The sequence below is a fragment of the Candidatus Phycosocius spiralis genome (assembly GCF_030158815.1).
Classification (GTDB): domain Bacteria; phylum Pseudomonadota; class Alphaproteobacteria; order Caulobacterales; family Aquidulcibacteraceae; genus Aquidulcibacter; species Aquidulcibacter spiralis.
In genome coordinates this window covers 250,011-262,517 of sequence record NZ_BPFZ01000002.1, presented here as the reverse complement: position 1 = coordinate 262,517, position 12,507 = coordinate 250,011, and the positions used below count along the sequence as shown (strand labels likewise).

Here is a 12,507-nt window from a genome sequence, read left to right as displayed (position 1 = left end):
TCCGATCTATCCACATTTCAATAAGAAACAGGACAATAACACGAACAAATTAAGAACAAAAGATGTATTTATTTAAAAACTGCTCATGACCACTTTAGCGGGCTGTGTATAAAATAACGTACTCCTATAAGTTGTCTATAGAAGTTTGCCCAAAATGGCGTCCCACATCAGGCTCACGCAATCCACGCCAGTGAATTCTTTCAAGGCTAAGGCACCAGTGGGGGAGGTTACGTTAATCTCGGTCAAGCGGCCTGCAATCACATCAATACCAACAAATAATAATCCACGCTCCTTTAAAGTTGGGCCAATGGCACGGCAAATTGCCAAATCGGTGTCACTGAGTTCAACTGGATGAGCAGTGCCGCCAACGGCGAGATTTGACCGGATATCGTTTCCTTTAGGGACGCGATTAATCGCTCCCGCCGGCTTGCCGTCTATCAAGATGATACGCTTGTCTCCTGCAAACACCCCTGGCACGAAGGCCTGCACCATAATTGGGTCGCGGCTGGTCGAAAAGAAAAGATCGAGTAAAGCGGCGAAATTGCCGTCATCGGGTTTGATTCTAAACACCCCAGCACCAGCATTACCAAACAATGGTTTAACCACAATATCCTTGTGCTTTGCTTGAAAGGCTTTGATTGCCGCTGGATCGCGAGAGACCAAAGTGGGTGGCATCAGATCAGGAAATAATAAAGGGACAATCTTTTCTGGACTAGAGCGCACCCAAAACGGATCATTCACCACCAAAGTCTTATCCTTTAGAAACTCCAAAATATGGGCTGCGGTAATATAGGCCATATCAAAGGGTGGGTCCTGACGCATGAGAATGACATCAACATCGCGTTCTAGGTCTAAGGTCACCGGCTCTCCCAAAGTGACATGATCCCCCTTGATCCGCCGCACAATAGCTGGGCGCGCATGTGCGGTGACTTGACCTTGGCACCAGCTCAAAGTTTCGACCCCATAGACCCAGAGTTCAAAACCGCGACTTTGCGCGGCTTCAGCCATGGCAAAGGTGGTGTCGCCATCAATATTGACGCGTTCAATCGGATCCATCTGGATCGCAACACGTAAGCGTTTAAGGTCTGGGACAGATTGGGAAGGGACTAAGGCCAAAGCGTTACTTTCAATTGAGTTTGTGATGCAAAATGCTTGCCCGGTTACCCTCGTGGGGTTTGCCATTGTTTAATTGGTCTGCGTGGCGTGCCCATTCAAGGGCTAATTGGATTTGACCTAAAGCCTCGGCGGCCTTGGAAAAATCATGGGCGATTTCGTGATTATTGGGTGCCAATATTGCCCGCCTTTGGGCAGTGCGAAACCAAGCTTCATCATCCCCGATGGCCTGTGCACGTACCGCCAGATTGGCTTGTAAGCGTAAGGCTAGCACGCGATCGGAAACAGCAAGAAGTATAGACTTTGAAAAGGCGCTCAACCCTGCGCGTTCCTCCAAACGGGTCACCCCCGCATCGTCAAACACAGCCCCACCCGTTAGGGAATTGATGAAGATTGGGCCTTCTTTAGTCTCCAATCGAAGCAAAAAATGGCCAGGGTTGTCCACGCCTGATACATTGGCTTGTGTCAAACGTGCAACATGACGCCAGATCACGACGCCAAGTCCAACCGGTGGACCCACACGCTTGGTCAAAATATGGATCAGGTCCGCATTGGCTGGGTCATAATTGGTGTGGCCAGCCCCTACAAACCCCAGATCACCATAGATCAATTGCCCGAGCTGTTCGGCCGATGTTGGTTTGCGTTCTTGTGCCAAACACGTTAATTCTTCTAGAGCTGTGAAGGCGCTGGTGATGTCGCGGTCTGGGTTTTCATGAATGGCACAGGCCAAAGCACAAGCTGTCAAATCAAACCTTTCATCTGGCATGTGCGCGCATAGCTTGAGAGCGCTTTGAGCCTCTGGCAACGTTTTGGGTATCATCACCGCCTCCGTCGAAACGCCATTAAGGGCCATCCCTTGTCCCACGCGAAAGCATGGGATCATTACGTGGACGCCAAGCATCGCGCATATGTACAGGCCAGCACCATTGGCGTACGATAATCAAGTCATAGCGCCAAGTAAAATGCTGTGTCCAAGGACGATTGGCACACCAGCCTGTCGCTGACTTTATGATGCGGGACATTTGACTGGAACGCAAAAGGGTAGCTGGATCACTGGCGTTTTGGCGCATCTTGACTTCAATGAAGGCCAAGACCGTGCCACGTCGCGCAATCACATCAATCTCCCCCAAGCCGGTTTGAACCCGCCGTCCCAATATCGCATAGCCTTTAAGTTGGAGAGATAGTGCCGCTAAGGCTTCAGCCCATCGTCCCGACCGCTCTGCCCTAATGCGGTGGGCAGTGCTCATGGTTTTGCGCTTCTTGTTGTGGCAATCAGTGCTAGGGCACGACCATAGACATCCTTGCGCGACAGTCCGGTTTGAAAGGCGATTGCTGCGGCTGCATCCTTAACACTCAGCCGCGTTAGGGCTTCTTTGAGTAAATCATTAACTTCAGCTGCATGTGTGATGGCTTGGTCATGAGACGCCCCTGCCACCACCACCACAATTTCCCCGCGCGGGCTGCTTGCTTTAGCATAAGTGTTGACAAGCTCTTCCAAACTACCCCGCCGAGTTTCTTCATAAAGTTTGGTCAATTCACGCGCGACACAAGCCATACGATTGCCGAAAATCTTAAGCATAGCGGCAAGACTCTCTTGTAGTCGCGGCCCTGTCTCATAAAAAATCAAACTGGCTGGAATCGTTGCGCATTCATGGAAGAAAGCCGCGCGGGCGCTAGCTTTAGCTGGTGCAAAGCCTGCGAAGAAAAACTGCTTAGAAGGCAAACCTGAGACTGTCAGTGCTGCTAAAGCGGCAGAAGCGCCGGGTATGGCGCGCACTTGAAATCCTGCGTCAATGACCCCACGCGCTAGCCGTTCTCCAGGGTCACTGACACCTGGTGTGCCAGCATCGCAACAAAAAGTAACAGCCCCACCCGCATAAAGAACTTGCAGGGCTGCTTGGAGGCCTAACTCAGTTGCGGCTTCATCGCAGCGGATAACCCGCCCTTTAATGCCATGTAAACGCATCAAGCGCTTTGTTACGCGCGTATCTTCGGCCAGCACCAAATCACAATTGTTAAGTGTCTGGGCACCTCTGGGAGAAAAGTCGCCCAAATTACCGATCGGAGTAGCGACCAAATATAATGCGGGTTCTAGAATTTTTTTGAATGCAATTTCCTGCCTTTGCGATTGCGCTGTTACGACCTCATGCCTAAAGTTTGCCGCATGATTGGGAGCGTTATTGGCCATGACATCCATTTCTAGGTGCACAGTTTTGCACAAGTTCTTAACTTTCCCAAGCTTCAAATGCCTACCAAGCCTTAAATCAGGCCTTTGCGCAAGGTTGGGGGCAATAGGGCTGCTTCTCATCACTGCATGCGCCTCAACCTCGACCCAGACAAACAGCCCTGAACAACAGCAAAGCAAACCTACTGAAGGTTCAAGCAATTCTTACTTGATCAAAGCCACCACCAAACTGTCACCCAGCCATATGGTGGGTCGAAAAGTGGTCCGTGTTGCACTTTTAGCCCCTTTTGCCAGTAGCAATCCTGCCATCCAAAATGAAGCCCTTGCCTTACATAATGCCGCCGAACTTGCCCTGTTTGAGCAAGGCGATAGCACCATGCTGCTCATGCCTATTGATTCTGGCGATACGCCAGAAAGCGCACGTACTGCTGCGATCGAAGCGATAAGGTCTGGTGCTGACTTTGTCCTGGGTCCCCTCTTTGCCAGTGGTGTTGGTGCCATCGCGCCTTATTCTAGGGCCAATAATGTTGCGATGTTTTCCTTCTCAACCGACATATCTGAAGCAGGCAGGACAATATATGTCTTGACCTTTTTACCCGAAGATGAAGCGCGAAACATCGTACGCTATGCAGGCCAGCGCGGGATCAAGCGCTTGATCGTTTTGGCGCCCGAAGGACGGTACGGCGATCGGGTAAGTACTGCAGCACGCGAAACGGCATCAGCTATGGGGCTAAAAATATTAGTCGATCAGCGCTATGATCCAAGGTCAAGTGGCTTAGACTCGGCCATAGAAGCTTCAAGACGGGTTGCGCGCATGATTGGAACTGGGCGCGAGAATGCCATTCTCATTCCCGAACGTGGACCTGTTTTACGATCCATTGTCCAAACATTGACAGAAGCTGGTGCATCTTCACGGAATGTGCGCTACCTAGGAACAGGGCTTTGGAATGATGCCGAGGTCCTCAGTGATGTTCGGATGGAGGGAGCGTGGTTTGTAACCCCAGATTTCGGGGCACGCGCTGGCTTTGAAGCCCGCTTTAATGAGGCTTATCAACAAAAACCTACCCGATTGGCTGGTATCGCCTATGATGCCACCGCGATGTTGGCCCGTATGACCAAAGGCGGGAATAAAAGCGGTGCTTCACCCCGTGCGATTGAAGCCCCGGAAGGGTTTTCTGGTGTTGACGGATTATTTCGGTTCAAAGCCCATGTGGTTGAGCGCGGTATGGCCGTGAATGAAGTCGTCGCGCGCAGAAGCAAAGTGGTGCAAGAAGCCCCTCAGTCTTTCCTACCCTAAATCGGCTATGCACCTTTCTAGATTGAGTAACGCAGTTAAAGCGGTCGCTGAAACATCATCAAGGCAGCGTTGGTTGCTTCTTCAAAGATACCATGGTCTTGGATTGCCCAAGCCGTTAACATTGCACCTTGCACGGATGAGAAGAATAAATGGGCTTGGGCCGCACTGAGTTGCGAGCCACTGCTACGGAAAGCGCGCACCAGCCAAGCTTGATTGGCCTTTAAAAACTTGTGAACTTCATCGGCAATCTCAGGACTAAGATCGGCAATGTCGGATGCAAACATTACCCCAAGGCATACCCGGTTATCTGCCAAGCATGCACGATACTGGGCAATAAAATGCGATAGCATCCCCTTTCGCGAATCATCTGTTCCTGAATACAGACGCTCGAAAAAGCTGCTGCTGTATTGTTGCATCATCAGCAAGCATAAAGCCGCTTTGGTTGGGTAATGATGGTGAACGCTGGCTGTTCTAATCCCAACGGCTTCTGCAATATCTTGAAAGCTAAAACCGTTGTAACCACGCGTTTGAGCCAACAATCTCGCCGCAGCCATTATATTTTGTTTGGTATCACTCAATTTCATGTCCCCAGACGGCACGAATCACTTAGGCTTCAGTCGTTACCAATTGTATAGATGATATAAATACGATGTTAACTTAACCTTACCATCTCAACATAGTATTCAAAATCGATCCTGCACAAGAACAACGCACATATTGGCCAATCATGCGTGTGAGTTTGAAATCTGAAATCGTCTTTTGGTCATTCAATCCCAAATCAGGTACCAAACGTGCATTGTGTTAGAGACTTTGGATTTTGTGGCCACCCTTATCGGCATACATGGCTTCATCAGCCCGTGATAAGGCACGTTCCCCGGTATCGTCTGCTTCAAGGCAATAAGCGCCAAAGGCCGCACTAATGGTGAGCCGATGACCCAAATAATCAATCTGGGTCTTGGAAATAGCATCGGCTAATTGGGTTCCTTTACGTACCGCATCCTCTGGGCTTGATTGTGCCAAGATAACCGCAAACTCATCCCCGCCTACGCGGCCAACCAAATCACTGTCGCGCACATTATCGAGCAAAGCTTTGCCAACAGCCTGTAAGATAGCATCGCCAGCAGGATGCCCAAAACGATCATTAATCTGTTTAAAGCCATTAAGGTCAAAATAGACCAAGCTGGCTTGAACCTCATAGCGTGCGGCGAAACTGATGATACGGTCTAATTCACGCACAAAGGCACGCCGATTATACACCGGAACCAACGTATCCCGATCGGCTAATTCCTCCGCCCGCCGTAGACGATCTGCCAAACGGGCACGCTCGGCTTTAAGACTTGAAACCTCATCTGCGAGATGTTTGAGAGCACGACGGACTGCGGGGGTTAATTCTGCTGCTGTCATCGCCAAAGCAGGGTGTTGACTGATAGAATCTGAGTATTGGGCAGAGGCACTGACGGTATCTAAATCGGTTTTGGAAGAACGCGTGACCGCAGATGCGGGCACTTCTTGGCTTGAATGTTGTTGTGCGAGACCCACAGCGCTAACCCCGATTTCTTCGCTTTGAACCAATGCTCAAGCGCTAATCTGTACTTTATACCGGTAAACAAACCAATCCCAAAAAACATAGATGACTTGCTAAATTTCTAAAAGATTTTTTTGATTCTATGAAGCATTGGATGCCAGTATTGGACCCTAAGGTCTTTCCTTTGTGGTCCATTTTGATTAGAAGCTCGGGCTTTCCCAATGGCTTAGGATGATCAGTCCATCCCACAGGTCAGAGCCAATCGGTGTGGTGCAAGGACATGACAACATCAAATCCCCTTATTGGCTTAATCATGGGCTCTAGGTCTGATTGGGAAACCATGGCAGAGGCCGCTCAGATTTTAGATTGTTTGGCGGTTGCCTATGAGGCCCGTGTGATTTCAGCCCATCGTACCCCCGATCGCATGGCCGCCTATGCAAAAGAGGCAAAGGGGCGCGGTTTGAAAGTCATTATTGCAGGTGCGGGCGGGGCAGCTCATCTGCCTGGTATGGTTGCGGCCATGACGACCTTGCCTGTGCTGGGCGTGCCGGTGCGTACATCATCCCTTTCAGGACAAGATAGTCTGTTGTCGATCGTACAGATGCCAAAGGGTATTCCTGTAGGGACTTTGGCAATCGGTCCCGCCGGAGCCGCCAATGCGGCGCTTTTGGCTGCGGCTATCTTAGCTTTGAGTGATGAAGGGTTAGCTGGGCGCTTGACTGCTTGGCGTCAAGAACAGACCGATCGCGTGCAGGACGATCCGCGCGGATGACCGATCCTTTGCTGCAACTCAAACCTGGTTCTAGGATCGGTATTTTAGGCGGCGGTCAATTGGGCCGTCTATTAGCGCTTTCTGCCGCTGAGTTGGGATTTGATTGTGTCGTCTATGAGCCAGAGCAGGATTGTCCAGCTGGTCGGGTTGGTGCGCGCTGTTTCCAGGCAGCTTGGGATGATTGGGAAAGCTTGGCTGCATTTGCGCAAAGCGTCGATGTGATCACCTTTGAGTTTGAAAATGTGCCTGCCGCTGCCTTGGCATTTTTGGCCGAAAAAAAACCGATCCGCCCGGGACTGAGATCTTTGCAACTGACCCAAGACCGCTTATTCGAAAAGCAGTTCTTGCACAGCTTGGGTTTGAAAACCGCGCCATTTGCGGCGGTTGATCATCTCGACGGCCTGAACCATGCGGTGGCACAGATTGGCACCCCTGCCATTTTAAAGGTTCGAACCCTTGGCTATGATGGCAAAGGCCAAGTCAGGCTGTGTACTCTAGAGGATAGTGCTGCGGCATGGTTTAAGTTAAAGGGGCAAGCATGCGTGCTTGAGGGTATTGTACCGTTTGAACGTGAAGTATCGGTGATTGTCGCACGCGGTGGCGACGGTCGTCTTGCACATTTTGATGTTACCGAGAATGTTCATCAAGATGGGATATTGCGCACATCGAGTGTGCCTGCGCGCATATCTACTTCGGTTGAGACAGCGGCCGTTGCTGCCGCAACCCAAATCAGCCATGCTTTGGACCATATTGGAGTATTGGCAGTTGAGTTTTTTGTCTTGGCTGATGGCGGGCTGATCGTGAACGAAATCGCGCCAAGGGTCCATAATTCTGGCCATTGGACCCAAGACGGCTGTGCGGCCAGTCAATTTCAACAACATATTCGCGCAATTGCACATTGGCCTTTAGCCACAACACAGCGTCTCAGTGCCCAAGTGATCATGACTAATCTGATTGGATATGATGTTGATGCATGGCCGCAACTATCACAAAAAGAGAATGGTTATTTACACCTATATGGCAAACGCCAAGTTCGCGAAGGGCGAAAAATGGGCCATATCACTGAGCTTTATGGTTTTGGCGAAGGGCCATAGCGCAAGCGTATCAGAAGACCCAAAGGGTCTGGAAGTTTGTTAAGGGACTGATTGATTTTCGCTTTGGCCCTTTCAAACTCCATAACATGACTGATGCGCCGATTTAAAAATGCCCAAGACTTTTCGTGATCATCGCTATCGTCTTGGAGGCAATAAGCCAAAGTCGCCACATGAATGCCCGATAGAATTGTGCGCTTGGAATAATAGTTGAAATCTGTGGAAGTATCACCTATCGCCATCCAAGCAAGATCGGCCGCCCGCCACGCCATTCTTAGCCCGTGAGGAATATGATTGGGTGCAGCCAGATAAAGCACGGCACGGCGCAAGCTTTCTTTGTGAGGTAATAAAGCCTCTAATCGCACGCGAACTGCCAGCGTCGCTTTAGTGCGGATTTTGGTTGCAGGCTCACACCCAGCCAATGCGCGCACCATGGTCCGCTCAGCGCGGTAAAACCAAGCGTCAATCAGATCAATGGCACCACGTGGTGCCGCCAGCATCGCTTCGCCTACACTCAAGCCAGCTTCCACCCGCGCCCGCTCTAATCCACCCCCAAACCAGCCTGAAAACGCGGCTTCTTCCAAAGCGGCATCTAAATAGCGCTCCTTGAAGGCCTGGACGGGGTCATTGAGACAACAAGTGTCATTTGGTGAGGTGGAACTGATCATGCCGACAAGATAAGTCAAGCCTAGGCATAGGTCCACCTTTGTTTTGCTTACTGACATGAACCGTCACCGTGAGGTGGACAAAGGCATAGGTTTTAGGTATTAGCGCGCCTCACCTTTTCTAGGCCGTGCATTCTTAACAATGTAAGGTCGTTCGAGCAATCATAGGGGGCGTCCCTGGTTCAGATCCTTGTGCGCGATAACAACGTCGATCAGGCGTTGAAAGCACTTAAAAAGAAGATGCAGCGTGAAGGTACCTTCCGCGAGATGAAGCGTCGCAATCATTTTGAAAAGCCTTCTGAAAAACGTGCGCGCGAAGATGCTGAAGCCGTGCGCCGGATGCGCAAGTTGCAGCGCAAGCGTGCGCAGCGCGAAGGCTTGGTTCTCAAGCGCTGAGTGTCCATGCACACTATAGTTGAAGCCGCCGCTTGGTTTGCCAAGGGCGGCTTTTGTGTTTTAGGGGCAAGTATTTGGGGGTTTGAACGTGCAGGACTGTGCCACCAGCGGCCGCTTTGAAGGGCGAACTCATTTATTACCGGTGCGGATTTATTATGAGGACACCGACATGTCTGGCATTGTCTATCATGCCAATTATCTGCGGTATTTTGAGCGCGGACGGTCTGATTTTTTGCGCCTTGCCGGCATAGAGCACACCCATTTATTAGAACGCGACCCACCTTTGGCCTTTGCCATCACTGGCATGGATATCGCCTTCAAGCGCAGAGCGAAAATTGATGATAGCTTGCTTGTACAAACCCAATACAACCACATCAACGGCGCTCGCCTTCTTATCTCTCAAACCATTGTCCGAAACGGCCACACTATTGGGTTAGAGGTCATCGCGACAGCAATGGTTGAAGCAGTTACCATAGACTTGCAAGGACGGCCTAGGCGACCAATACCAGAATTAGTCACCAAACTGAGACCTTATCTCCTTCATCAAGCCACATAGGATAGTTCTGGTTTGGTAGGTCATCTGCCCCAATTGTTCAACCTATATACTTGATGCGACAGGCTGGCCTACATCATGAAAAGCGTGCTTTTGAACCATGAGGCAGCAAATCCACAACCCAATTCTTGTAGCATCATTTTCTTGGCTGAAAGTGCCACTCCACTCTTCTTTAAGGTGAGATGTGGCAGGCGCAAGCTCTGGATGTCAATTTCGCAGCTTGTTTTCAACAAAACTGAGAAGGGCGTGCAGTGACAGGCCCATTAGAGCCAATAAGAATAGGGCTGCAAACATGGTGGCTGTCTCAAGCCGGTTACCCGCTTCAACCAAACGCCAAGCAAGGCCTCCCGTAGCGCCTGTACCTGCCACAAATTCCGCCACCACAACCCCAACCAGCGATAGTCCTGCTGCAGTTTTGGCCCCTGCCAGCAAAAATGGCGCCGCTGTTGGTAATTCCAGCCGCAAAAACCGTTGGCTGCTGGTAGCCCGGTGTAAGGTGAACAAGCGGTCTAAACCCGGGTCCACAGCCTTAAGCCCCGCAAGTGCAGCCGTCAGAACTGGGAATACGGCCACAATAATCGCAAGAATTAAAATTGCGCGACGCGGGTTTTCTATGCCAGTCCAGATGATCACCAAGGGGGCAATCGCAACAATTGGTGTTGCTTGCAGCACCAAGCTATAGGGAGCAAGCCCACGCTCCAACACTGGAAATCGCGCGAAGAGTAAAGCTATCGCGGTGCCAAGACTGATGGAGATCACGAGCGCTAACAGCGCTAAACCCAAGGTTATGCCAGCTGCGGGCAGCAACACAATACTTCGATCGATCAAAGCCATTCCAATAGCGCTGGGTGGTGGTAGGATCACATGGGGTAGGCCAGAAATCCGCGTCAGACCTTCCCAAAGAGCCAAAATGTAGATCCCAGCAATCAAAGGGGCGAAGTCGATCTTGCTCATCTTTATGCTTCTTTCAGGTTTAAACCAGTGCAGGCACCAGCGCCCGGCGAGCTTGTGCTGCAACTTTGGCATACGCAGTGGAAGTCAAAAACTCTGGACCACGTGCATAAGAGGGTACAGTGATTTCCGTCACGATCCGACCGGGCCTTGGGCTTAAGACCAAAATGCGGTCTGCTAAATAAACCGCCTCATCAACCGAGTGGGTGACAAACAAAATGGCGATATTTTGATCATTTTTCGCCTGCAATACCAAGTCGTCGAGTACCCGGCGCCCCAATTCATCAATAGCGGCAAAAGGCTCATCCAAGAGTAAAGCTTTGGGATCATTGACCAAGGCACGGGCCAAAGCGACCCGCATCCGCATGCCTCCCGACAAGGTTCGCGGAAACGCATTGGCATAAGCCAAAAGTCCAACCCGCGTCAGGGCAGCTTGTGCGCGGGCACGCTGCTCTGCCTTTTCAACCCCAGCCAGTGCCAAGGGCAGGGCGACATTATCCAACGCGCGCGCCCAATTCATTAAGTTTGGTTCTTGAAACACAAATCCCGGGATGGCACGGTTAGGGGTGTTCTTGGGCGCTGCATAATCATGTCCATCAAAGGTTACCGATCCACTGGCCAAAGGCTGTAAGCCTGCCAATGCCGACAATAACGTACTTTTACCGCAGCCTGAGGGCCCTAATAATACCACACATTCCCCGGCCTTAACGGCTAAGTCTATCGGCCCAAGGGCCAGTAAATTCCCATAGGAAACAGAAGCTTGATTGGCTGATATAAGGATCGGTTTAGGTGGGATTGAGGTATATGACATCAAGTGGCTTTGGGCAGAAATGATAGGTCAATCCCAGATTCCCAATTCATATCTTTTGGGTAGATACCCGCCGCAGCCATCATCGAAAAAAATTCCCGCCAGCGCTTTAAAGTCATTGTCCCAATTTCACCGGCGGGAGTTTCTACAATGCCATAAGCCAATAATTTATCTCGTGCTTGGGCCAATAGGTCATGTGTCATGTCTGGATTGGCTGTGATAATTAACCCATCACCGGGGGCTGGATCAAAATGGAGGTAGTCTTGCCAGCCTGCTATCGTGGCTTCGACAAAGTCACGCACAGCTCCGCCATCGCGCGCGATAAATCTCTCGCTCACCAAAGTCATGGCCGCATAACCAGGATAGCCCGCATCAGCCAACAAAAAGACCTGCGGATCGATCTTGCCTTGCTTCTTGAGCGTATAGGGTTCGCTGGTGATATAGCCTTGTTGGATGGCGTTGGGGTCGGCAAGAAATGGGGCTGAGTTAAATGTATATTTGCGGACTTGGGCATCACTAAATCCATATTTGGCTTTCAACCACGGCCAAAAGGCGGTGATGGATGCATCGGCCAGCATGATTGGCTTGCCCTTCATATCAGCCAGTGATTTGATGTCTGCGCGTGGATGGGTGATCAATACTTGGGGGTCTTTTTGGAAGGAAGCCATTACTGCGCGTGCTTTCGCGCCTGCTTGAACCATACTCAGCACGATTGGGGCGTTAGAGCCAAGGCCCATTTCAATGGCATTGGCAGCTAAAAGCTGGGGTATATTAACGCTCGGCCCACCTTGGATCAACGTGACATCCAAGCCCTTATCGGCATAAAAGCCCCGCGCCAAGGCCTGATAAAAACCACCTTGTTCGGCCTGTGCGCGCCAATCAGTCGCAAAGCGGATTTGTGTCTTCCCCCCAGCGGATTGTGATTCTTGCGGCCCACATCCGGCCAAGGCCATGGGCGCAACCAAACCAGCCCCCACAATAGATCGACGAGAAATCAACCCCAATCTCCTGTTCGCTTTTCAGCTAATTTGTGTGGCCTTACATTGTGGTGGAAATATATGCACAGGCAAATGATTTTCTCGGGCAAATGATTTTCTCCTGCAATTGAATATTACAGGTAAAAGATTTTACTGTGCAACTCACTCCATCAC

The 12,507-nt window shown here is 50.7% G+C and carries 15 protein-coding genes; 5 read left to right on the top strand and 10 right to left on the bottom strand.

The features are described 5' to 3' along the window. Positions 1-135 precede the first annotated feature (135 nt). From gshB to rsmI, 4 genes are read right to left on the bottom strand one after another with little or no spacing between them, the layout of a single operon-like run. Positions 136-1,116 (bottom strand): glutathione synthase, encoded by a 981-nt coding sequence (gshB, locus tag PsB1_RS02935; RefSeq protein WP_284358946.1) that lies wholly within the window; start codon positions 1,114-1,116, stop codon positions 136-138. A gap of 10 nt (positions 1,117-1,126) precedes the next feature. Then, a complete protein-coding gene (locus PsB1_RS02930; RefSeq protein ID WP_284358945.1) occupies positions 1,127-1,966 on the bottom strand; it encodes a transglutaminase family protein in 840 nt (279 codons plus the stop codon). Continuing rightward, positions 1,956-2,360 (bottom strand): YraN family protein, encoded by a 405-nt coding sequence (locus PsB1_RS02925; protein WP_284358943.1) that lies wholly within the window; start codon positions 2,358-2,360, stop codon positions 1,956-1,958. Before PsB1_RS02925 ends, PsB1_RS02930 begins: the two co-directional genes overlap by 11 nt. Beyond that, positions 2,357-3,301, bottom strand: coding sequence for a 16S rRNA (cytidine(1402)-2'-O)-methyltransferase (gene rsmI, locus PsB1_RS02920; protein WP_284358942.1), 945 nt, complete (start codon positions 3,299-3,301; stop codon positions 2,357-2,359). The genes PsB1_RS02925 and rsmI overlap by 4 nt, the downstream gene beginning before the upstream one ends. Here rsmI and PsB1_RS02915 point away from each other — a divergent pair. Next, a complete protein-coding gene (locus PsB1_RS02915) occupies positions 3,300-4,595 on the top strand; it encodes a penicillin-binding protein activator (protein WP_284358941.1) in 1,296 nt (431 codons plus the stop codon). The genes rsmI and PsB1_RS02915 overlap by 2 nt on opposite strands. A gap of 35 nt (positions 4,596-4,630) precedes the next feature. Here PsB1_RS02915 and PsB1_RS02910 read toward each other — a convergent pair whose 3' ends face one another. Both PsB1_RS02910 and PsB1_RS02905 read right to left on the bottom strand, forming a co-directional pair. After that, entirely contained in the window at positions 4,631-5,179 is a 549-nt protein-coding gene (locus tag PsB1_RS02910) for a TetR/AcrR family transcriptional regulator (protein WP_284358940.1), read from the bottom strand. A 217-nt stretch (positions 5,180-5,396) separates the two neighbouring features. After that, positions 5,397-6,167, bottom strand: a complete 771-nt coding sequence (locus PsB1_RS02905; protein WP_284358939.1) for a GGDEF domain-containing protein — start codon at positions 6,165-6,167, stop codon at positions 5,397-5,399. A 233-nt stretch (positions 6,168-6,400) separates the two neighbouring features. Between PsB1_RS02905 and purE the strand changes: the two genes are divergently transcribed. Continuing rightward, positions 6,401-6,892, top strand: coding sequence for a 5-(carboxyamino)imidazole ribonucleotide mutase (gene purE / locus PsB1_RS02900; protein WP_284358938.1), 492 nt, complete (start codon positions 6,401-6,403; stop codon positions 6,890-6,892). Then, on the top strand, positions 6,889-7,986 hold the full coding sequence (locus tag PsB1_RS02895; protein WP_284358937.1) for a 5-(carboxyamino)imidazole ribonucleotide synthase: 1,098 nt from the start codon (positions 6,889-6,891) through the stop codon (positions 7,984-7,986). The genes purE and PsB1_RS02895 overlap by 4 nt, the downstream gene beginning before the upstream one ends. Here the strand turns inward: PsB1_RS02895 and PsB1_RS02890 are convergent. Beyond that, positions 7,962-8,708 (bottom strand): COQ9 family protein, encoded by a 747-nt coding sequence (locus tag PsB1_RS02890; RefSeq protein WP_284358935.1) that lies wholly within the window; start codon positions 8,706-8,708, stop codon positions 7,962-7,964. The two genes, PsB1_RS02895 and PsB1_RS02890, sit on opposite strands and share 25 nt — an antisense overlap. A 117-nt stretch (positions 8,709-8,825) precedes the next feature. Here PsB1_RS02890 and rpsU point away from each other — a divergent pair, with 117 nt between their 5' ends. Together rpsU and PsB1_RS02880 are read left to right on the top strand one after the other, a co-directional pair. After that, entirely contained in the window at positions 8,826-9,044 is a 219-nt protein-coding gene (rpsU, locus tag PsB1_RS02885; RefSeq protein ID WP_085340600.1) for a 30S ribosomal protein S21, read from the top strand. An 88-nt stretch (positions 9,045-9,132) separates the two neighbouring features. Then, positions 9,133-9,600 carry a YbgC/FadM family acyl-CoA thioesterase gene (locus PsB1_RS02880; RefSeq protein WP_284358934.1) on the top strand — a complete coding sequence of 156 codons (468 nt, stop codon included), beginning with the start codon at positions 9,133-9,135 and terminating at the stop codon, positions 9,598-9,600. Positions 9,601-9,804: 204 nt separating this feature from the next. On the opposite strand, the gene PsB1_RS02875 is transcribed toward PsB1_RS02880, so the two are convergent. The 3 genes from PsB1_RS02875 to PsB1_RS02865 are packed head-to-tail and all read right to left on the bottom strand — an operon-like array spanning position 9,805 to position 12,354. After that, on the bottom strand, positions 9,805-10,551 hold the full coding sequence (locus PsB1_RS02875) for an ABC transporter permease (RefSeq protein ID WP_284358933.1): 747 nt from the start codon (positions 10,549-10,551) through the stop codon (positions 9,805-9,807). Between the two features lie 19 nt (positions 10,552-10,570). After that, positions 10,571-11,359, bottom strand: coding sequence for an ABC transporter ATP-binding protein (locus PsB1_RS02870; RefSeq protein WP_284358931.1), 789 nt, complete (start codon positions 11,357-11,359; stop codon positions 10,571-10,573). Beyond that, a complete protein-coding gene (locus PsB1_RS02865) occupies positions 11,359-12,354 on the bottom strand; it encodes an ABC transporter substrate-binding protein (RefSeq protein ID WP_320412713.1) in 996 nt (331 codons plus the stop codon). Before PsB1_RS02865 ends, PsB1_RS02870 begins: the two co-directional genes overlap by 1 nt. Positions 12,355-12,507 lie beyond the last annotated feature (153 nt).